Source organism: Aquimarina sp. MAR_2010_214 (genome assembly GCF_002846555.1).
Classification (GTDB): Bacteria; Bacteroidota; Bacteroidia; order Flavobacteriales; family Flavobacteriaceae; genus Aquimarina.
In genome coordinates this window covers 2,350,354-2,371,420 of sequence record NZ_PJMS01000001.1, presented here as the reverse complement: position 1 = coordinate 2,371,420, position 21,067 = coordinate 2,350,354, and the positions used below count along the sequence as shown (strand labels likewise).

Below are 21,067 nucleotides of genomic sequence, written 5' to 3'. Positions count from 1 at the left end.
TACATAAAAAATATAGAAACACCAATTCTTTTATCCTATTAACAGACTTCACGTGATTGTCAGTATTATTCCTTAGCTCTGGCATAATGAAGTCTCATTTCATTCATGGTAATAACTAGCATATCTTCTCTTAACAAGTACTCTAAACACATTTCTGTACCTCCTTCTATAGAATTGGCTTTTAGGCAAAGTTTACTATCCTTTAATAACCAATATCTTTTTAGAGGTTCTCCTAAGGATTTTTCTATGATAGTTCCATCTGATCTCAATTCTATATAAGTATTATGATCACCATCCATTACCCATTTTCCTATTAATCCTTTTGGACCGCCCTGAGATATACTATCCCTCTTTTTTTCAATAACCATTTTCTGATGTTCAGGGCTATTTTTAAAGCTGCTTAACGGAAGCATTGCTATACTAATTATAATAAGAATTAATTTGGATTGCATAATTTGGGTATTTTAGGGAGGTTAAATTTAACGTTTTTTTAGGTTTTTCCCTAATACTATGTTATCAAATATCTTTCTGTACACGCAGTAAATACACCCAATTTAATTAAAAGCAATACTTTTACCAAAACCTTCATTCTAATTTTACTATTATTCGAGTTTCTTTTCTTAATGAGGTATCTTTAAAAAATCTATGTATATCCATTCTCTATTTCCTTTTTTAAGTTGAGCATTTTAAATGTTATTTATTAAAAAAATACTGTAGAAAATTGATTAAGGTAGGGTATTGTGCTTTATAAACGTTTTATAACAAAATGCCCATAACTTATCTATTAACGTAAATGGTAAAAAGGGAACACTATTTTTATGTGTTCCCTTTTCATTTATAAAAATGATTTCTAAAAATCACACTCTTTCAATTCTACATATAAAACAACCAGCTTCGGCGTTTCTGGCATGTAAATATGCTATATCATCGTAGTTATCAAATATTTCTGAAATCAAAAGATCTACATCACCATCTCCTATCAATTTTGTAAATACCATATTTTGTTTCTTATTATACCCAATCAGCGATAAAGGAAAATTTTGTTTATCTGCTTTGATTTCTGGTGGGAATTGATGGCTATTCTTATACGGCTGAACTTCTTTTTTGTGAACAAAAATAGGGCCTGGTTGATTAAATGCATTTTTAATTTCAAAGGGACTATGACTAATCAATAAACGGATATCTTTTCCCGGGTCAAACTTTTTTAAGGAAATACGACAAGGCCCATAACCTGTAGCAATTTGTTCAACAATTGGGTAACCAAAATCATCTACTCTTGTTTCTTTGATTCTTGATGCATATTCTTTTGTTAATGGGACAATTCTAAATTTTTGCATATTCTTATTTTATGATTTAGTCCAGACTATGCCATATAAAATTCATTACATAACTCTGGTTTAACAAAAGTGATCAGAATCTAAAAAGCAAAACACCCGATTCTTGCTTAGTTATGAATTAATTTTTGCAGCTTCCCATCCAATTATAGCTGTTTTGCGCGTACTACCCCAATGGTACTGCCCTAAATCACCGGTAGATTGGATTACCCGGTGACAAGGAATTAAAAATGCAACAGGATTACTACCTATTGCTGTTCCTACAGCTCTGGATGCTTTAGGCTTATGAATGTGATTGGCAATGGTTCCATATGTAGTTAATCCACCCTTTGGAATTTTAAGTAATGTTTCCCAAACTTTTAATTGAAAATCAGTTCCTTTAAGATGTAATTTTATTTGATTCAATTTCTTCCAGTCTTTGGTAAAAATAAACAGAGCATTTTGTTGAGACCTATCTACGATTTGAGTAAATTTTGCTTTTGGAAAACGTTTTTGTAATGTTGTAAATGCATATTCATCATCTGCAAATGCCATATGACAAATACCTTTTGAAGTTGAAGCTACAAGTATTTTACCAAATGGACTTTCAGCATAGCTATAACTAATATTTAAGTTTTGCCCTCCATTTTTGTATTCTCCGGGTGTCATCCCTTCTATTTTTATAAAGAGATCATGTAATCTTCCTGTTCCAGAAAGTCCGGTCTCATATGCTGCATCAAATAAAGTAGTTTGCTGATCTTTTAAAATGTTTTTTGCATATTCTAAACTCGTATACTGCAAAAACTTTTTAGGGCTCACCCCTACCCAATCTGTAAAGAGTCTTTGAAAATGAAAAGGGCTGACATGCACTTTTTCTGCAATCTCATCCAGATTAGGTTGATCTTTAAAATTTTGCTTAATATACGTTATCGCCTCTGCAATACGATTGTAATGAAATTGATTTCGCTCATTTATCTCCATAATACTTTAATTTTAAAAACAGTATAAAAGTATTGGGTTCAGAGTATTTTTAAAACCCAGAACTTGCTTATTTCAATACAGAATAAAAGTAATAGTAGTTTATGGTTAGAAAAATTATGTTGTAAAAACTGATTAATCCATTATAAAGCTGAATCCTCCAGAAAACAAACTAGAGCTAAGTCCAGAATCACGTTCATATTGTATAAATCGAAAATCGATACTTTTTAAACCAAGTTTCCAGATATGTAATTTTGCAAAGATATCTGTATAACTAACACCAAAACCATATTGATTCGCATCAAAACCAGATAAATCATAATCAGAGGTATAGAATTGCTGTGTAGACAGATGTTGATTAAATGGAGCAAAATAATCTGCTTTTGTTTGTGTATAAAAACGATATGAAGGATATAGTGTAAATTTATCTGTAATTTTAATAGGTACCTCTATACTTGCAGTATGCGAGTTAATCCCCCAATCATCTGTATAATACCTATAAAATGTTCGTATTGTAAAAACTTCATTAATATAATAATGTAATCTTCCTCCCGCGGCTATTTTAAATCTGGAATCTGGTAATCTTTCTACATCATCACCGTATGTAAATTCTTGTACAACTACATCGGCCACATCAGCAAATTGTACTCGTTGAAATGGTGTTGACAAAAGTCCCTCTTGCTGAATAAAATCTAATGCAAGGGATCCTTGCAATTTTTTAGACAAAATTTGTGAGAACCCAAATCCTACAGAATATGAATTACGAGATTCATCGTCAAATTTGGTAAACGTAGGTTGATCTCTTAATTCTGAAGGATATATTGCTTTCCATGTATCCAGAAACACATTTGCTTTTATACTTAATTCTGTATTTTTTTCATTAAAAAGTCTAGAATAACTACCTCCAAAACCAACAGAAAAATAATCATACTCGGTTGCAACCGCTACATTGGCAGACCACACACTATTTCGATCATCACTACTATGGCTGTAGCTCCCTGATAGTGTTGTTAACACATCTTTTTTTGATGCTCCAGAAGAAGCAACAAAAGGATTGGTGGTACCATTTCCGTCAAAGGGGTTAACATTACTAGAAGAAGCTGATGAATATGCTGATATCCCAGCATCTATAGTTAATACATCATCATCATTTAATGGGATAGAAACCACTATTGTTGGGGTAAGGTCTGTAAGTTCTTCTGTACCTACACCACCTGTAACCGCAGCGTTATCTCCATCCTGAGTATAATAACTCATCAAAAAATCTACTTCTGCAGATTCTAATACTCTTTTTTTGTATGCAGTGGTATCATCTTGTTGTTGCTCTTGCGCAGTTACAATCACTACCGACAATATTGCTATTATTAAGGGAAGTTTTTTCAAAGATCTTTACTTTATAAGATTTTATAATATGTTCTAATATTCTCTATTAATATGGTTAATAACCATTAATTACAACCGCAACCTCCTCCGGTTTTTCCTCCATTTGCTCCAGCAGCTGATTCTCTATAGGCTTGGAAATTGGTTTCGAAGCGATCAATTTTTTTGAGAGCTAGCTCCATATCCGGATCATTGATTTGTACTTTTTCATATTCTTTTACAGCTACACATGAATTTAGAGAAAGTACTAGTACTAAAAGTATTGGTATTAACTTGTTCATAAAGTACGTTTTATAAAAATTATTATTGATTATCTATCTTAATATGATCAGAGGTATGAATATTGCCTTGGTCATCAATAATGATACATTCAATTCCTTTTAATTGATTTATTCTATTTAATCCTATCTCAATTCCCATTACAAAAACAGAAGTTGCTAAAGCATCAGCCAACTCTGCTTTTGGTGCAAAAACTGTAGCACTTACAATACCAGTAGATGGATACCCTGTTCTGGGATCAATAATATGAGAATAACGTTTGCCTTCAAGAGTTACGTATTTTTCATAATTTCCAGAGGTTACTACTGCTTTATCTATTACAGGTAATAGTGCAAATGCATTATTTTTATTCAAAGGATTAGTAATCGCAACTTTCCATTCACTCCCGTTAGGTTGTTTTCCCCAGGTATTCATATCTCCCGAGGCATTTATGATTCCGGCACTTACTCCTTTACTTATTAAAAGGTCTTTGGCCTTATCTGCTGCATATCCTTTACCAATAGCTCCAAATCCTATTTTCATTCCTTTTTGTGTAAGAAACACTGTAGATTTCTCTTTATCCAGAATTATATTTTGATAACCTACCTTTGCCACTGATATTGTTACATCTTCTTCGGAAGGCATTTCTTTCATGCTATTATCAAATTTCCAGATTCGATCCATTGAGGCATAACTAATATCAAATGCGCCATCTGTTAATTTAGATATCTGAACTGCTCTTTCTATTAGGTCGAAAAGTTCTTTATCAACTTTCACCGGATTAATCCCTGCATTCTTATTAATTAAAGAAGTTTGGGAGTTTTTGTCCCACGAAGAAATCAATTCTTCAATTCTCTGAATTTCTTCAACAGCAATATCAATATATTGATTAGCTATGACTTCATCTTTATCGACAACAGTAATATCAAAACGACTTCCCATTAGTTTTAGGATACGCTTATGTATTTGTTGTGAAAAGCTACTATGCATTGTAGCTATACATAAAAATGTAAGGAGAAATCTCAAAATATTATTTAATCATTGTACTTAGTATTTCTAAGTACGCATTTGGTGTTACTTTTTTATAACCGGTCTCTCCAAGTTTTTTGCCATTTTTATCCAAAACAACAACTAATGGAAAGCCTCCGCGTTTATTATATGCCTCTGCCAATGTTTTATTTTGGTTTTGCAATGCTTCTGGCAATTGGTTTTTTTTCTTACGCGGAAAATCTGCTTTTAACAATACATAATGTTTCTTGGCATATCCCTGAAATTCCTCTGTATGTAAAATCTGTTTCTCTAATTTAATACATGGTGCACACCAATCTGAACCGGCAAATACTAAAATTATATTTTTATCATTTTCCTGCGCGATTCTTTTTGCTTTTTCAAAATTGGTTAGCCACTCCTGAGCACTTACCAAATTAATTCCTGAAAATATCAGGAACACTATTATAATAATCTTTTTCATATCAATGTAAATCTACTTTATAGTAACTATTCAAATTGTTAATTAGTACTTAAAATTTGTTTAAAGGTCATAATACGTACTAAGTCTAAATAATCATTATTAAAAAAACAATTTTTATGCCAAACAAGGTTATATTATTCTTATTTACTACAACCTCTAATTCGACTTCTATTTATAATACTGTTATATAGAAAAACACCCTATGAATAGTTATTTTTTTTCACAAAAAAGCGGAAATACCTGTGTGTATTTCCGCTTTTCAAGAATGGATTAACATCCAAAATATATTATAAAACCCTATAAACTAAAGCTTAGGGCATCTTTTGCAATTAGATTTCCCTTTCTTTTTATATTTTTTACAACATTTTTTCTTTTTCCCTCCACAGGCTGTTTCACAATTGACAGCCGGGCAAGAAGCATATAATGATGGAGTACCTGAGCTTTGCACTGATATAATTTTTATTAAATCTAAATAAAGCACAAAAATAAAAAAAAAAGATTCCAAAAAAAGGAATCTCTATTTTATCTTTATTAACTTATTAACAATCATTTAGGCTCCTCTGCAGCTTGAAAAGTATTAATATCTCTATCAAATAAGTAATGACCCGATTTGTCTTCTCCTATAATTTTAAGTTTATCTAATAATGTACGTGCTATGGCCTCTTCTTCCAATTGCTCTGCTACATACCATTGCATAAAATTATGTACATTATAATCTTTACGTTCAAGGCATTCGAATATGATGTTATTAATTTTTTCTGTAACAAACTCTTCACTTTTCAGGAATGTTTCAAAAAGCTCCATCAATGATTTAAAATCATCTCTTGGTTTATCTATTGCAGGGATAACGGCATTACCACTTCTTTCATTAATAAACTTGACCAATTTAGTCATATGTACTCTTTCTTCTTCTGATTGCATATAAAAAAAATCTGCTACACCATTATACCCTCTGGTATCTGCCCAACTAGCCATCGAAAGATATTGTGCAGAAGCTTTTGCTTCATATTTTATTTGATCATTTAATAGTTGTTCTATCTCTTTTATCATGTTTTGACATTGTTTTTTTAGCAAAACCAAAATACATAATTTATTGCATTTTAACAGAGTAATTTGGCGTTTTGCTTAATTAAAAATCGAATTATTTAACTCTAGTCATATTATTGGTAGGCTATATAATTTGTAAAGAAAGTTATTTTATAATTTGTTATCACGTTACGGTAATTTTAAACGAAATTAGTGATTCAGAAATCCTAAAAAACATTTAAAACAGAATCTATCCTTGATTATGCTGCTTTCTCAAAGGCGATGTAATTGACTAGCTCGCCATATTTATCACGAACAGGAAACCCTTTAATTACGCAGACATATGGGGTTTCATCTTTTTTGTAGTTTAAGATCGATACTTCAAAAGGAGCTTCGTTCTCTATCGCACTTCTTATTTTTGCAGATGTCTTAACACATGTATCTTTGCCCTGAAATATCTTTGGTGAGTTACCTATGACCTCATTTGGTGAATATCCACTTAGTTTTTGAATATTTTGTGAAGCGTACACAATTTTAAGATTAGGATTTGTGATAACAATAACAGATTGTTCTTGAATAAATTCTTGGTAATAATCTCTTTTAAAATTCCAATTTTTGGTAATTTTCTTTAGCGTATTAAAATCTTCTTTAAAGCTTTCTAACACTATATGATGTTCACCATAAAACTCCCAAGAAACTAAAGGCAATATATTACCAGACATATTTTTATAATATCGTGCCATCATGACATCGTAATCAAAAAAGTCTTTCATTATGATCTTTTTTTCAAAAATACAGTATTAAGCTTATATTTTTCTTTGAACAAAAGTTAATTCTGAAGTAAAAACTTTCATTTCTATTTTGAAGAAGTGCTTTTTATTTTTTTTGAAATAGTTGCCAAAACGCCAAGATAGCTCCTATACTAAAAGTAGCTGTCATTAATATCCCAGAGCATATAACTATGTATTTCATCCAACTAACTCCTATCCACAAAAAATAGATACCTCCAAATGTCAAAATAATTGACAAAAACGGTTCTATCATTAAGAAGAGTTTCAGCTTTTTATGTATTGAAGTTACTGCAAGTATTCCTCCTAATAAGAAGAAGATAAATGACATAGATAAAATATGGGTGTGGATAATGGTTAGCATTTCTCTTTCCCCTTTTTTAAATTTCATTACTTCCGCATTCTCATCATCTTCATTACCCAAATAATTCTCTTCAATTCCATTAGGGTCGGTGGTCGAGGTTTCATTAACAAATAGCAAGCCGGTAAAATATCCAATACTTAATACAATGATAAAAACTCCGATAAACAATTTTATCTCTTTAGGAAAAGTATGTATTAAACCATGAAACTGCATTAAATTACTTCGTTTAAATGTAATGTCTTTATACTTCTCAACAAAGTATCTAAAGCTTTGGTCATTGATCTTACCGAAATTGTAGCTCCAGAAATTGCATCAATATCTCCAGGAAAATTAATTTGATCATCCATAGATTTTCCTATAAATTGTTTTAGCCAACGTTTGCTTCCTATCTCTCCTCCATATTCTTCTCTATAGATTAGAACTTTTGACTTCACTATAGAAAATTTTTTATCAAAAATCACCAAATAATCAAAAGTAGCTGTTTTACTTGGAGCATTACCAATATACGCATAACCTAATAAACCATCTATACTTATTATTTTTAAAAGATTATCTTTCCCAAACTCTGATTTGACTGTACTATTATTTGCTTCAGAGATTTTTATAGCTTCAGTAGAAAATTCTTCTGTACCAAAATAATTAGTAATTTCTTTATTTACCTTTTTCTCTATTTTCTTAGAGTGGTTTGTAAATGAAGTTAGTGTAAAGGTAACTACTAACAAAACAACAACAGACATTCTAATTTTCATCTTGCAAAAGTATTTAAAAACTCGTATTCATAACTCAAAAAATAGGCCAAATTTATAAAGCGTCAAAACCTCATAGGCTTTGGCAAAACCTATGAGGTAAAAAACACTTTTCAATCATCAAATATTAGAACCAAACTCCAATACCGAAGTTTAATTGGTCCTTAACACTACTTCCGGATAAGGCATTATCTCTAAATTGATAATCACCTTTTAGTACCACCCCAGGGGTAATATGATAACTTAATCCTGTGGTAATATCAGTACGGTTATATGCATCATTTCGTTGTAAACTGCCCGCAGTACTTGCATGAGTATCATATTGCTCATAACGTGCAAAGGCAAATAATTTTTGTTTATTCATCGTAGGCAATAGATTAAATGCTCCTTCTACATACCATCCCATCAAGGCACTACCAAGATCTCGACCTGTTAATGCGTTATAATCATCTGTATCAGAAAGTGATGCATAAATAAATTGCCCTCTGGCAGTAAATCTTTGATATGCGTATCGAGCATCAAAACCAACCATAGAAATACCAACATTAGCTCCATCCAAATCTTCTACATCATCTTCTGCTTGTGTTTGACCAAAATATCCAGATAAACCTAAACGCAATCCAGGCAATCCATAATAATCTAATTTTGCCGAAAAAGTAGGACTATCTACTGTAGATTTGATTCCTTTTTGACGACCACTACGTAATCCATTAGATCCTTTTAAAAATCCATTCACTCCACCTTCTCCATCAGACTCTGTAGATTTAAACCCATTAAAAATATAAGCTTGGTATCCTAATGAGATATTATCAAATCTACCATTAACTCCAATACCCAGTTCTCTCCAGGTTGTAGGAACAATAACATTATCAACAGCAGGACGCTCTGTACCATTAAAAGTAGTAGGCTCATGAAACTCATTAATAAGCCCCATAGGTACTAACATTAATCCCCCTCTAAGGTTTACATTATCGGCAACGTTGTAGTTAACAAAAGCTTGTTCAATAAAAACTTCTTCTACGTGTTCAAATTCTACTTCTGTAACAAATTGTATTTGATCATTAAATCGATAACCAAAAAGTAATACTAATCGTTGCACATCTAGTTCTCCATTATCTCCTTCGGGCTGGTTATATAGCATTTCTCCATATGCACCAACAGTTACTGCCTTACCAGAATTACCTGAAAGGATACGCTGTGCGGCGTTGATTTGTTTTTGAGGATCCAATTGTATAGAATCTTGCCTAGTCTGAGCAAAACCTATAAAAGTAATGGTTAATAATAGTAATGTTAATTTATTTTTCATCTTTTTATTTAGACTTATTACAAATAATTTATTTATTTCGACCGCAAATATATTCATCAAAATGAACTTGACAAAGTTTATTTATATTAAATCTAAATTAATTTTAAACTTCAGTAAAGAAATAGAATTACTACACTGATCTTAAGACTGATACAGACTAATGATATAGTGAAAATATTTTGGTAGCCTCATTATGAGAAGATTCAAAACTTAGCGTTCTGATATTTGTTTCGGCATTCACCGTTGTAAAATATGAGATCATACGTTCTGTAGGCATATTACCTGTTAGCTCATCTTTTGCCATTGGGCATCCGCCAAATCCCTGAATAGCCCCATCAAATCGTCTGCATCCAGCTTTATATGCAGCATCTACTTTTTCAAACCAGGTCGTTGGTGTAGTATGCAAATGTGCTCCAAATTCAATCTCTGAATAGGTTGTAATTAAATTCGAAAACAAATAATCAATAATTTCTGGTGTAGAAGTACCAACAGTATCGGATAATGAAAGAATTTTCACACCCATTTTGCTTAGTTTTTCTGTCCACTCTCCTACTATTTCTACATTCCATGGATCTCCATAAGGATTACCAAATCCCATAGAAAGATAAGCTACTACTTTTTTGTTCGCTTTATCTGCAATGTTTAATATTTCTTGCAGCGTGGCTACAGATTCTGCAATAGTCTTATGCGTATTTCTCATCTGGAAATTTTCTGAAATCGAGAAAGGATATCCCAGGTAATCAATTGCTTTATGCTGTACTGCATCATTAGCTCCACGAACATTAGCTATAATAGCTAACAATTTGCTACTCGTATCAGAAAGATCTAATTGCGATAAAACCTGAGCAGTATCTACCATTTGAGGTATTGCTTTGGGTGAAACAAAACTTCCAAAATCTATAGTATCAAAACCACATCTTAGTAAAGATTGAATGTATTGAACCTTTTTTTCGGTAGGAATAAATTCTTTTATCCCCTGCATAGCATCACGAGGACATTCAATAATTTTTACGTTTTCGGTCATTTTAGAGTAGCAAACTAAGAAATATTCAATTGTGTGTATAAAAGTATGATTATTTTTTAAAATTTAAAGGGTTTAGATATTAGATGATATCAACACCCGATATAGGGATTATGATAATTTAACTCGAATTGTGTACTAGAAAATCTTTTATGACATATGTAACATCAATTGGTTACAAATCTTATATCTATAAGTAATTGATTTATTTATAATTGCTATATTTAAAAAGCCAAATTAAAAACATGAGAAATTTCTTTCCTCTACTTTTTTTAATCCTCCAAATAAATTCTACAGCTCAATCAACTTATACAAAACCTATTGAAATTACTACTAAAGACAGTATTTATACGCCTTTAGAAGGAGTAGCTCTTTACAAAGATTATTCTAAAGAACTTAATTTTAGTCAAATTATACTCCACCCATTTAAATCTACACATCTTTTTGATCTTAAAAGTTCTGAACCAAATGCTTTTTATTGGTATAAATTTAAAATAGATCTTAAAACAGATGCTAAAATATTATACTTTCTAACTTTTATTAGTGATGCTTCAGATTTTTATGTACCTCTCAAAAAAAAAGGTTATAAAAAATATGAAACTGGGACATTCATTAAAAAAGGAAAGATTACTTATGATATTGAGCAGGCTTCATCACTTAGTTTATCGATAGATTCGATTGACTTTTCTAAACCTTTTTATTTTAATAAAAAACCAATCTCCAATGCCGGAAAATCAAGTATCAGAGAATCTTTTGGAGTTTTACTTGTTGACCATAAAAGTATTGTTGGTGATCTAATTAGAGAAGTTTCCTTAGTGAAGTATCTCGAATTTTATTCAGGTGCTATATTCATTGCTTGCTTACTTTTTCTTGTAAGTTTTTTTATCTCTAGAGATAAAAACTTTTTGAACTATAGTATTTATTTATTTTTTGTGACCGCAATTTTTGCTCCAAATACTCCATTTACTTTTTCTGTACTGAATAGTATTCATCCTATGCTTTTCCATTATATAAAACAACTTAGCATTATTGGAGCTTCCTTTTTTTATTTTTATTTTGTTTACAGGATCCTAGAGTTCAAGATAACCCATAAAAGATTATATAAATTTTCTAACTATTTTTTATTCAGCATTATTCTTTTCGCTATTATTAACTTAATCATAGCTATAATTGATCCATATCTTAATTATCGCATTGGTATTTTCTTCGCATTTAGAATATTTTTTGGTAGTACTGCATTAATTGTCTTTGTATATCTATTCTCTGTGAGAAAAGATTTGATATCAAGGGTTGTACTCATAAGTAGCTTTTTGCTTATTATTGGGAATATTGCTTCCATAATTACAGGTAATGGTTTGTACTTTTTAAATACTGTATTAATTGAGATTTTAATTTTTTCAGGAATTGTATCATATAATAATAAGAGAAATGTTGAATATAGAATTAAAGGCCAGTATGAACTGGATAATGAGCGAAAAATAAAAACCGAACTTATACAACTAGACAAAGCAAAATCAAACTTCTTTGCTAACATATCGCATGAGCTTAGAACTCCACTTACCTTAATATCTGGGCCCATACAAAACAGACTAACGAATGAAGATCTTAGTAAAAAAGATCGTGTTGATTTTGAATTAGTTTTAAACAACAGTAACCGAATTTCTGATCTGGTCAATCAATTATTAGATATCTCCAAAATTGAAGCCGGTAGCATGACTTTATCTTTGCAAAAGGTAAAACCAATACAACAAATTAATGCTATCGTTAAAGATTTTGAGTATACAGCAAGTTTAAAAAACATTAATTTTCTAACGTATTTAAACAATCATGAAGAAGAAGGCTGGTTAGATCGAGATGCCTTATATAAAATTGTAACTAATTTAGTCTCGAATGCCGTAAAATATACTCCAGAAAATGGTTCTATTATCTGCAATGCTCATATCAAAAAAAACAAACTCTTTGTTGATATAAAAAACACAGGAGAAGGCTTGACCAAAGAACAACAACAACTGGTTTTTAAACGTTTTTATCAAACCCATAGTTCTCAATCTGGAACAGGTATCGGGTTAGCTTTGGTTAATGAACTTGTAAAACTACACGAAGGAGTAATCACTGTGGATAGCAAACCAGAGGAATGGACAAGCTTCAGCTTTGCAATCTCCCTAGATAAAAAGGTTATAAAAAAGGCTACGGTTATAGAAGAAAATTCAGCACCTATTACTCATTATCACACTATTCATGGAATTTCTGACGCCGCTACAAATGATTTAGAATTGGGCAATAAAAATGATGAACTCCCTATTTTATTAATAGTTGAAGACAATAAGGATCTAAATAAATTGCTTCAGGATAATTTTAAAGACCAGTATCATATTATTAGTAGTTATAATGGTGAAGAAGGATGTGAACTGGCAATACAACACATTCCCGATATCATCATTTCTGATATTATGATGCCCAAAAAAGATGGAATTGAGCTCACTAACGAATTAAAGAATGATGAACGTACCAGCCATATTCCTATCATTTTATTAACTGCAAAAGCCGGTGAAGAAAATGAATTATCAGGATTGCAAATAGGAGCTGATGAATACATGACCAAACCTTTTAATCAAAAAATACTGGCTGCCAAGGTTAATAATCTTTTGATGATTAGAAAAAAATTGCAATTGCGATATAGCCAGGAAGTATTTTTAACTCCAAAAGACATCACCATAACCCCTATAGATGAAAACTTCTTAAACAAAGTACAAAAGGTAATGGATGAACAATTGATAGAATCTTCTTTTAGTGTAGAAGAATTTAGTAAAGCCATAGGTATGAGTCGAATGCAATTACACAGAAAACTAAAGGCCCTAACTGGCTTAACATCCTCAGAATTCATTAGGTCTCAACGTCTTAAATTGTCCGCACAACTACTGGAAAATTCTGACACAAATGTATCTCAGGTTGGGTATGCTGTAGGTTTCAACGATCATTCTTATTTCACTAAATGCTTTAAAGAAATGTATCAATGTACTCCTTCTGAGTATGCTACTAAAGAAAGTAAATAATTCTTTTATCTTCTTATCACCTCTTAACAAACACTTCTAAAAACAAGGGGGTAATCCCCCCTATTCCCTTAATGTTACATAATTCATAGTCTTTGTTACATACCTTATAACGATCTCCTTTTACATATCCTAGTTTTACCATCAAGTCTAAAAACAAAGTTTGATTTATTGATTGATCATGCTGGAATGAATAAAAAAAGAAAAAGTTATAAAGGGCAACTCAATAGTTTTTCTACGAACAGCATACATCTAAATATAAATCATTTAGAAGACGGAACCTACACGTTAAAAATCATACATAAAAACAAAATAATTAAGGAAGTAAAATTTAGAAAGTAAGAGTATCATCTATCAAATTTCTGTTTTTGTTGAAAGCTTGATTTTTTAAAAAAAAATTATGAAAAATACTCATAATAGAGGTAACAATATTCTTTGTATGGGGATATGAAGATGTAAAACTTTAAAAATAAAAGAAATGAAAACAAAAAGTTTCAATGTACTATTATTAATCATCCTTACAGTCACTCATTTTTCATGTGATTTAGAAGATGATAATAATGCTCCTTTACGAGGAGGAAGAGGAGGAGAGCTTTCTTTAACCTTTACAGTACAAACCCAAGAAGATCAAATGGGTGAATTTGCAGAAGTTGCAATGGCTATTTTTGATGGAAAAATTTATGCTGCTGGAGGTTATAACACATATGGTAGTTCTGGATCTCATTTTCTTTGGTCCAGTAGTAATGGTATTAATTGGGCTACTGTTCCCCTTTCTGGCACTACACCAACAAGCTTTACATCTTTTCGTTCGGGAGTTACATTAACTACGTTTAATGATCAACTTTGGCTTATCGGTGGCAAAAACATTGCAGATGTCCCATATACCAATATATGGCATTCAACCGATGGGGAATCCTGGAGTGAATTATCACCTCCTTTTGGAGCTTTACCAGCTCATGAAACCATCGTATATAACAGCAAAATGTATGTAACAAAAGGTAATCGTACAACTAACCAAACCGAAGTATGGTCTACAACAAATGGCTTAGACTGGATACAAGAAACTAATAATGCGTTCCCTGGAAGAGCAGGACAAAAAGGTATTGTTTTTAATGATGCAATGTATCTATTAGGAGGAGAAGATATTGCAGGTAACAAAGTAAATGAAATATGGACCAGTACCACTGGCGGTTCATGGCTAGAAGTTAGCCCCGCTACTCTATTTTCAGAAAGAAATGCACATTCTGTAACAGTATACAACAATAAAGTATGGGTTATTGCTGGTAAAGATAACCTTACCGAGTTTAATAACGAAATATGGTATTCATCAGATATGATCACTTGGACCAGATATGAAGGCCCCAGACCAGGAACAGATGGTATCAACGGCCACACCGCATTATTATTTAATGATGAAATATGGATTTTTGGAAGTAATCGTAGTGATGGCGCAGGTGGCACACGTAGAACTGGTGAAATAAGCAGTATTAAGGAAGATTAAGAACTGCTCTTATATAAACAAGATGCATTTCATCATTATTAACGAAGTAAATGACAGAATTAAAATTTGGAAAATCATGAAACCATTACAACTCATAATTATAGCATTTTTTATCATACAATGGGCAAATGCACAAAGTATAGATACTAGCAAAACAAGTGAAAAAACGGTAAAAAAAGATAATCTTTTAGATATGCAAGCCAACTTATTATCTGGTGTATTTGGAGAAAATTTGGATGGAAAATCAAATGGAAAAACAATAAGCTTTTTAGAACTACTTGAAAAAATGGATCTCCCTGCTGAGCAAAAATTAGAGTACAAGAACATGTATTATTTACAAGCCAAAAAACTCACACAAAAACAAAAAGATTCTTTGGGGGCAGCAATCGAGAAAAAAATATTAGAAGCAAAAAATCATCAATAAAAATAATTAGGGGAAATAAAATTTAAATCGATGAAAACTACAAAAACACTTTGCATTCTTGTTGCATTATTTAGTATCACAACAAGTAACGCTCAATTATTAGAAAGGCTAGGTAAAAAGGCAGAAGAAGCAGCAAAACGTACTGTAGAAAAACGTGTAGAACGAGAAACAGAGAAAAAAACTAATAAAGGTCTTGACGGTATTTTTGAAGGAAAGAAGAAGAAAAGAAAAAAAAAGAAGAAAAAAAGAGGAGTTATTATCGGAAGCTCTAAAGATTATGAAATCAATCGTGCCTCTGATTTTACATCAGGAAATATTGTAGTATTTGAAGATGATTTCACAAATGATCAACAAGGAGATTTTCCTGCCAAATGGGATACCAATGGCTCTGGTGAAATCGTAAAGATTGATGGCAAAAAATGGTTCCGTTTAGGAGGTAACTCTAAGTATGTTCCGACAATTAAAGAGTCACTTTCCGAAAATTACACCATAGAATTTGATCTTCTTACTCAGGGATTAGATAAAAAAACAAGTTCTCAGGCCTGGATTAAACTTTTACTCGAAGACAATACTGGTTTTCAACGATCAAAAAACTGGTGTATGGTAGAACTATCTCCTTGCCAATTCATCGAATCCCAGGGCGTTGTAGAAAAAGTAACAAACGGACAACGCCAGATCCGAAATAAAATAGGTAAAGATTATCGTACTGCAATAAAAGGAATGTCTCATATAGCTATCGCTGTCAATAAAACCCGAATGCGAGTATGGCTTAATGAAAATAAAATCGTGGATATCCCAAGATTAGTTCCGCAAAAAGCAAATGCATTCAAATTATACACCAAAGGATTGCGGGATGCAAGTGATAAAGACGAGGTATACATATCTGATATCAAAATAGCTAAGAGTGGTCAGGATAATCGAAGTAAACTTATTACCGAAGGACGTTTATCTACCAACGCCATCCTTTTTAAAGCAGGATCCTCAACTATCACCGGAGGGTCTGAAACTATTATAAAAGAAGTGGCTACCGCTTTGCAAAGCATACCCGACATGAAAATAAAAATCACAGGTCATACAGATGCTGATGGGAATGCAGAAAGCAATAGAAAACTTTCTGAACAACGAGCAAAAGCCGTTAAAATGATTCTTGTAGAACAATATGATATTCGGTTTAGTAGAATCCAAATCGAAGGAAAAGGAGAAGCAAACCCAATAGCAGATAATACTTCAAAGGCCGGAAAAGCAAAAAACAGAAGAGTAGAATTTATCAAACTCTAAATCTCAAAAAAATGAAAACATCAAAATCTATTTTAAATCTATTTTTATTATCGCTATCGATTACCATATTCTTGTCTTGCTCTAGCGATGACGATGGCCCCGGAATAGATCCTAATCAAGAAATCATATTAGCAACATTTGATTATTCTAACCTTAGTGTAAACAGCTTACCTAATATGATCATAGCCAACAATGCAGAAGGTGAGATCTTAGCCACAGTAGAAACTAATAAAGTACCAGGAATTTATACACTAACTGCGAAAGGATATACTTCAGGTAACTTCATGCTTACTACCCTTTTAGAGACCGATAGTTATAAAAATTTAATCACAATCAAAGATGTACCTGTAGGCAGTAGTGCAATTACTCCCAATTACAGCTCTACTAGAAACGGTAGCATAAAATTCACGCTAAACTTAACCGGGGCTACACGCATCAGGCTTTCTGTTTATGGACTAAAAAATAGGACTAGTACAGATGGAGTCGATCCCCTAACCAGTGCTCCCACTAAAACCTATGAATATAACAAAGAAGGTTCTGCCAATAAAATTTTCCTAAAAATAAGTTATAAGCCAAATGATGTAGATCCTGTTGTTTATGGATATACATGGATTGATAACTATAAAGAAACTGAAAATAGAACGTTAAGTTTTGCAGATTTTAACATCGTACCTACCAGTGCTATAACGGTAAATGATGCTTCAGATGATAATCACGCTGATCTTTCTGCTATTTATGATACCAACAGATATGTTAACCTCGAAAGTAACTTTCCTCAACATATGGAAATTACTGATGGTTTTGAGTATTACTTAACAACATATGGAGGATCATATCCCGGTGGAATATATCATAGAAAAGCTATTAAAACTGATGTTTTACCTGAAATAGTATCTGTTACAAAACCTGACTGGAATTTTTCATACACCTCCACATCAAACAGTCTGCAAGTACAACCATCTGGTAGCTATTTATGTACCCATATTGATACTCAAATTATAAACCCCGTGGATAAAGATCTTTCTTGGCACATTACTTTTCCGAATAATGGTGTGAATAAAATAACACTCCCACAGCTACCAGAAAGTCTTTCTGATTATACCAATTATTTTGAAGACACTTCTCGTTTTGAAGATAATTCTGCTGATTTGATCAATTTATCTAATAACCTCAACTATGCAGATTACATACAAGATGCAATTGATAGAACATATGATCTGTTGGAACGAAATGGAGAATCTATTTCAATTCGGTTTAACCCATAAAATCATCGTTTCACTTATCAAAAAAAAATAAAGTAACGATTAATAAAATAAGTTATGAAAAATATCGCTTTTTTAATTGCAATACTGGTACTCACATCGGTTTCTGCTCAAAACAACAATTGTAGTAAGTTTTATGCTAGCGAGGAAGGTAAAAAACTAATCATTCATCAATATGATAAAAAAGAACGCCTTTCTACCATAACCGAATTTAAGGTAACCGATGTAAAAAACACAGCTAATCAAAGTGTTATTACTATTTCCATGCATCTAAAAAATGGTAAAAACAACAAATCAATTATCACCTCATCATTTAAAGCTCGTTGTTCGGGAAAAACGACCCGTTTAGATCCCGAGTTTTTTATTGCCCCCGGTATACTTGATCAGTATAATGACATGGAATATAGTATTACAGGAGATGATATCTCTTTCCCCGATAACTTAGTCATTGATCAAGAATTGCCTAATGCATCTGTACATATGTCTGTAGATGCAGGAATCATGAACATAAACATGACTACCAATATGTTAAACAGAAAAGTAATTGCAAAAGAGCAAGTTACAACTCCTGCAGGGACTTTTGATTGCTATGTAATTACCTATACCAATGAGTTAACCATGGGAATGACTACGACACAACATACTAAACAATGGATAGCAGAAGGTGTAGGCATGGTAAAAGAAGAAACACGCAAAGCTAACGGAAAACTAATCACAAAAAGCATTTTACATCAAATCAACTAAAATTAATTCATTATGAAAAAAGTAGTCACATTAATCATATCATTCATTTTTATAGTTTCATCCCAGGCACAAGAATCTGATTTTGAAGCCAAAACAAAGGGGAGTTTTATTGCTAACGGAAGTGTTAATGTGTATTTCACTACCCGAAAAAGAAATGATGACAAAGCAACCGCGTTTACCACCAGAATAACACCAAAAGTTGGGTATTTTGTAATCGATAATCTTGCCGTGGGTCTCGAATTAGGTATCAATACAAACAAAGAAAAGCAAGATTCAGATTTTGGAGATATAGAAACGACCACTAATGGTTTTGGTATTGGGCCTTTTGCCCGTTATTATCTACAAAACAACATCTATTTCGAAGGTCTTGTTGGAATAGGGAGTTCTAAAACAACTACCGATGAAGGGTTGCTTGGCTCAACAGATATAAAATCAAATATTTTTGGTTTTAGAGTTGGGGCTGGTTATGCTTTTTTTCTTGGAAACCATATTGCCATCGAACCAAGTGTAAGTTACTCCTGGGAAGATATTAATCCTAATAATGCACCATCTGGTTACAAAGAAAGTCTGTCCTCTATTTTTCTGGGTATTGGTATTTCTGCCTTTTTTTAACCCGAATTATCAATGTCGTTTACCTTAAAGGATAAGATGAAGTCAATATGTCACACTGAGCTTGTCGAAGTGATTCCAAATTTGTGTTTTCAAAAATCTTCGACAGACATCCTGAATTTATAGAAGGGCTCTGATCGACAACTAAAAACTTAACTGAACCACATACCAATCAAAAACAAAAGGTGCATCTAAAAACAAAATTGATAGTAATCTATATACACAACACTAACCTATACTAACATAGATTAAAATTTTTAAAAACAATAAAGTAAGAACACATGAAAACTTTTTTTAAACACTTCACTATCACTTTAGCGCTTTGCACACTACTACTAAGCTGTAAGAGTGATGATGATCAGCCTGTTGTACAATTTGAGTTTGGTGAAATCACACTTTCTACACCAACCACTGATGAAACTCTTTTTCGTATTGATGGAGAATTATCATGGGATGCTTTTGAGAGTAATGAATCTTTTAGCTATGATATTTACATAGGGTTTGACGACGACACTATGAGTAAAATAGCCAGTGTTACCACCACATCATATACAATAGAAACCCCTCTTGAAATTGGAGCTATCCATAAATGGAAAGTAACTGCAAATAATGGCGTAAAGGATATTGCAACATCTACAATCAGAGCCTTTACCACAGAACATATCACTCCCAGGTTACTCACCGACAATACAGCTTTTCCTAAGCGAGCATATTCAACTACAGTAGCTTTCAATGGTAAATTATGGGTTATAGGAGGGCAAAACGAAGCAGGAGATCCTTTAGGGGATATTTGGTCAAGTTCTGATGGTATTGATTGGGTTTTAGCACAAGATACTCCACTATTTGGTGCTATTGATAGACACTATGCTATCGTATTTAAAAACAAATTATGGATTTACGGAGGTATACGAGGAGGAAATATATCTAGGTCAATCTATAGTTCTGACGATGGTATTAATTGGACAGAGGAAATTGAGATAACTCCATTTAATCAATATAACAACATGACCATGACCGTGTTTAACAACAAATTATGGCGTATTGCTGCATATAATAGTAACATTGCAGACCCTTCTAATGAGCGTCATATCTACAGTTCTACCGATGGTCTTAATTGGACTCTAGAAACTGAAAATCATGGTTTTGATTTTAAATATGGGATGGCTGTTTCAAATTTAAACAATACACTATATGGTGTTTTAGAAAAGGGAGATCCGAGTAACCGAAGTGTAACTATACGAACAAGCACAGATGGAGTTACATGGAATGAGCTATCAAATAATACAACGATAAACTTCTCATACAATCCAACACTTACTGTCTTAAACAATAGACTTAACATAGTATCCGGCTCTAATCTTACTAATTATTATCAATCAAGTAACGGTATTGATTGGGAGTTGGCCACAAACAGAAGCGCAATAACCGGGAAATTAAAATATGCTTTCGCATCATTAAATGGAAAACTATATGCTGTAGCTGGTGGTTCTTCACTGGGTCTAGCAAATAATTCTGTTTGGAATCTCAACTAAATATATAATTAAAACT

Annotated in this window: 21 protein-coding genes; 8 read left to right on the top strand and 13 right to left on the bottom strand. The window is 32.2% G+C overall.

Annotated elements, in window-relative coordinates; all coding sequences use genetic code 11:
• Nucleotides 1-65: 65 nt before the first annotated feature.
• From ATE84_RS10050 to ATE84_RS09990, 13 genes are all read right to left on the bottom strand, one after another.
• Nucleotides 66-452, bottom strand: coding sequence for a hypothetical protein (locus ATE84_RS10050; RefSeq protein ID WP_101447830.1), 387 nt, complete (start codon nucleotides 450-452; stop codon nucleotides 66-68).
• A 405-nt stretch (nucleotides 453-857) separates the two neighbouring features.
• Nucleotides 858-1,337, bottom strand: a complete 480-nt coding sequence (locus ATE84_RS10045) for a DUF1203 domain-containing protein (protein ID WP_101447829.1) — start codon at nucleotides 1,335-1,337, stop codon at nucleotides 858-860.
• A gap of 111 nt (nucleotides 1,338-1,448) precedes the next feature.
• Nucleotides 1,449-2,294 (bottom strand): methylated-DNA--[protein]-cysteine S-methyltransferase, encoded by an 846-nt coding sequence (locus ATE84_RS10040; protein WP_101447828.1) that lies wholly within the window; start codon nucleotides 2,292-2,294, stop codon nucleotides 1,449-1,451.
• Nucleotides 2,295-2,426: 132 nt separating this feature from the next.
• Nucleotides 2,427-3,674, bottom strand: a complete 1,248-nt coding sequence (locus tag ATE84_RS10035; RefSeq protein ID WP_101447827.1) for a DUF3570 domain-containing protein — start codon at nucleotides 3,672-3,674, stop codon at nucleotides 2,427-2,429.
• A 65-nt stretch (nucleotides 3,675-3,739) separates the two neighbouring features.
• On the bottom strand, nucleotides 3,740-3,952 hold the full coding sequence (locus ATE84_RS10030) for a DUF4266 domain-containing protein (RefSeq protein WP_025666040.1): 213 nt from the start codon (nucleotides 3,950-3,952) through the stop codon (nucleotides 3,740-3,742).
• A 22-nt stretch (nucleotides 3,953-3,974) separates the two neighbouring features.
• Nucleotides 3,975-4,919, bottom strand: a complete 945-nt coding sequence (locus tag ATE84_RS10025) for an FAD:protein FMN transferase (RefSeq protein ID WP_101447826.1) — start codon at nucleotides 4,917-4,919, stop codon at nucleotides 3,975-3,977.
• Nucleotides 4,920-4,959: 40 nt separating this feature from the next.
• Entirely contained in the window at nucleotides 4,960-5,400 is a 441-nt protein-coding gene (locus tag ATE84_RS10020; protein ID WP_101447825.1) for a thioredoxin family protein, read from the bottom strand.
• Between the two features lie 546 nt (nucleotides 5,401-5,946).
• Nucleotides 5,947-6,450 (bottom strand): ferritin, encoded by a 504-nt coding sequence (locus ATE84_RS10015; RefSeq protein WP_101447824.1) that lies wholly within the window; start codon nucleotides 6,448-6,450, stop codon nucleotides 5,947-5,949.
• A 236-nt stretch (nucleotides 6,451-6,686) separates the two neighbouring features.
• Nucleotides 6,687-7,199, bottom strand: a complete 513-nt coding sequence (locus tag ATE84_RS10010) for a PAS domain-containing protein (protein ID WP_101447823.1) — start codon at nucleotides 7,197-7,199, stop codon at nucleotides 6,687-6,689.
• A gap of 103 nt (nucleotides 7,200-7,302) precedes the next feature.
• Nucleotides 7,303-7,791 (bottom strand): hypothetical protein, encoded by a 489-nt coding sequence (locus ATE84_RS10005; protein WP_101447822.1) that lies wholly within the window; start codon nucleotides 7,789-7,791, stop codon nucleotides 7,303-7,305.
• Nucleotides 7,791-8,327 (bottom strand): FMN-binding protein, encoded by a 537-nt coding sequence (locus ATE84_RS10000; RefSeq protein WP_101447821.1) that lies wholly within the window; start codon nucleotides 8,325-8,327, stop codon nucleotides 7,791-7,793. Before ATE84_RS10000 ends, ATE84_RS10005 begins: the two co-directional genes overlap by 1 nt.
• Nucleotides 8,328-8,451: 124 nt before the next feature.
• Complete coding sequence (locus ATE84_RS09995; RefSeq protein WP_101447820.1) at nucleotides 8,452-9,630, bottom strand: porin; 1,179 nt, start codon at nucleotides 9,628-9,630, stop codon at nucleotides 8,452-8,454.
• 157 nt (nucleotides 9,631-9,787) lie between these two features.
• A complete protein-coding gene (locus ATE84_RS09990; RefSeq protein WP_101447819.1) occupies nucleotides 9,788-10,654 on the bottom strand; it encodes a hydroxymethylglutaryl-CoA lyase in 867 nt (288 codons plus the stop codon).
• A 242-nt stretch (nucleotides 10,655-10,896) separates the two neighbouring features.
• Between ATE84_RS09990 and ATE84_RS09985 the strand changes: the two genes are divergently transcribed.
• The 8 genes from ATE84_RS09985 (at nucleotide 10,897) to ATE84_RS09950 (ending at nucleotide 21,051) form a co-directional block, all read left to right on the top strand.
• On the top strand, nucleotides 10,897-13,704 hold the full coding sequence (locus tag ATE84_RS09985) for an ATP-binding protein (protein ID WP_101447818.1): 2,808 nt from the start codon (nucleotides 10,897-10,899) through the stop codon (nucleotides 13,702-13,704).
• A 475-nt stretch (nucleotides 13,705-14,179) separates the two neighbouring features.
• Complete coding sequence (locus tag ATE84_RS09980; RefSeq protein ID WP_101447817.1) at nucleotides 14,180-15,202, top strand: hypothetical protein; 1,023 nt, start codon at nucleotides 14,180-14,182, stop codon at nucleotides 15,200-15,202.
• A 76-nt stretch (nucleotides 15,203-15,278) separates the two neighbouring features.
• A complete protein-coding gene (locus tag ATE84_RS09975) occupies nucleotides 15,279-15,626 on the top strand; it encodes a hypothetical protein (RefSeq protein ID WP_101447816.1) in 348 nt (115 codons plus the stop codon).
• Between the two features lie 30 nt (nucleotides 15,627-15,656).
• Nucleotides 15,657-16,904: an OmpA family protein gene (locus ATE84_RS09970; protein ID WP_101447815.1), complete on the top strand. Its 1,248-nt coding sequence runs from the start codon at nucleotides 15,657-15,659 to the stop codon at nucleotides 16,902-16,904.
• Between the two features lie 11 nt (nucleotides 16,905-16,915).
• Nucleotides 16,916-18,169 (top strand): hypothetical protein, encoded by a 1,254-nt coding sequence (locus tag ATE84_RS09965; protein ID WP_101447814.1) that lies wholly within the window; start codon nucleotides 16,916-16,918, stop codon nucleotides 18,167-18,169.
• 54 nt (nucleotides 18,170-18,223) lie between these two features.
• A complete protein-coding gene (locus ATE84_RS09960) occupies nucleotides 18,224-18,910 on the top strand; it encodes a hypothetical protein (protein ID WP_101447813.1) in 687 nt (228 codons plus the stop codon).
• Between the two features lie 12 nt (nucleotides 18,911-18,922).
• A complete protein-coding gene (locus tag ATE84_RS09955) occupies nucleotides 18,923-19,522 on the top strand; it encodes an autotransporter outer membrane beta-barrel domain-containing protein (RefSeq protein ID WP_101447812.1) in 600 nt (199 codons plus the stop codon).
• Nucleotides 19,523-19,800: 278 nt separating this feature from the next.
• Nucleotides 19,801-21,051, top strand: a complete 1,251-nt coding sequence (locus ATE84_RS09950) for a kelch repeat-containing protein (protein WP_101447811.1) — start codon at nucleotides 19,801-19,803, stop codon at nucleotides 21,049-21,051.
• The last annotated feature ends 16 nt before the right edge of the window (nucleotides 21,052-21,067 follow it).

Excerpts from the sequence above, each read along its gene's own strand:
- ATE84_RS10005 (WP_101447822.1), bottom strand. The coding sequence starts at position 7,791 with ATGCAGTTTCATGGTTTAATACATACTTTTCCTAAAGAGATAAAATTG.
- ATE84_RS09995 (WP_101447820.1), bottom strand. The coding sequence starts at position 9,630 with ATGAAAAATAAATTAACATTACTATTATTAACCATTACTTTTATAGGT.
- ATE84_RS10040 (WP_101447828.1), bottom strand. The coding sequence starts at position 2,294 with ATGGAGATAAATGAGCGAAATCAATTTCATTACAATCGTATTGCAGAG.
- ATE84_RS09965 (WP_101447814.1), top strand. The coding sequence starts at position 16,916 with ATGAAAACATCAAAATCTATTTTAAATCTATTTTTATTATCGCTATCG.
- ATE84_RS10050 (WP_101447830.1), bottom strand. The coding sequence starts at position 452 with ATGCAATCCAAATTAATTCTTATTATAATTAGTATAGCAATGCTTCCG.
- ATE84_RS09950 (WP_101447811.1), top strand. The coding sequence starts at position 19,801 with ATGAAAACTTTTTTTAAACACTTCACTATCACTTTAGCGCTTTGCACA.
- ATE84_RS10025 (WP_101447826.1), bottom strand. The coding sequence starts at position 4,919 with ATGCATAGTAGCTTTTCACAACAAATACATAAGCGTATCCTAAAACTA.
- ATE84_RS09955 (WP_101447812.1), top strand. The coding sequence starts at position 18,923 with ATGAAAAAAGTAGTCACATTAATCATATCATTCATTTTTATAGTTTCA.
- ATE84_RS10030 (WP_025666040.1), bottom strand. The coding sequence starts at position 3,952 with ATGAACAAGTTAATACCAATACTTTTAGTACTAGTACTTTCTCTAAAT.
- ATE84_RS09970 (WP_101447815.1), top strand. The coding sequence starts at position 15,657 with ATGAAAACTACAAAAACACTTTGCATTCTTGTTGCATTATTTAGTATC.
- ATE84_RS10010 (WP_101447823.1), bottom strand. The coding sequence starts at position 7,199 with ATGAAAGACTTTTTTGATTACGATGTCATGATGGCACGATATTATAAA.
- ATE84_RS10045 (WP_101447829.1), bottom strand. The coding sequence starts at position 1,337 with ATGCAAAAATTTAGAATTGTCCCATTAACAAAAGAATATGCATCAAGA.
- ATE84_RS10015 (WP_101447824.1), bottom strand. The coding sequence starts at position 6,450 with ATGATAAAAGAGATAGAACAACTATTAAATGATCAAATAAAATATGAA.
- ATE84_RS09980 (WP_101447817.1), top strand. The coding sequence starts at position 14,180 with ATGAAAACAAAAAGTTTCAATGTACTATTATTAATCATCCTTACAGTC.
- ATE84_RS09975 (WP_101447816.1), top strand. The coding sequence starts at position 15,279 with ATGAAACCATTACAACTCATAATTATAGCATTTTTTATCATACAATGG.
- ATE84_RS10020 (WP_101447825.1), bottom strand. The coding sequence starts at position 5,400 with ATGAAAAAGATTATTATAATAGTGTTCCTGATATTTTCAGGAATTAAT.
- ATE84_RS09985 (WP_101447818.1), top strand. The coding sequence starts at position 10,897 with ATGAGAAATTTCTTTCCTCTACTTTTTTTAATCCTCCAAATAAATTCT.
- ATE84_RS10000 (WP_101447821.1), bottom strand. The coding sequence starts at position 8,327 with ATGAAAATTAGAATGTCTGTTGTTGTTTTGTTAGTAGTTACCTTTACA.
- ATE84_RS09990 (WP_101447819.1), bottom strand. The coding sequence starts at position 10,654 with ATGACCGAAAACGTAAAAATTATTGAATGTCCTCGTGATGCTATGCAG.
- ATE84_RS09960 (WP_101447813.1), top strand. The coding sequence starts at position 18,224 with ATGAAAAATATCGCTTTTTTAATTGCAATACTGGTACTCACATCGGTT.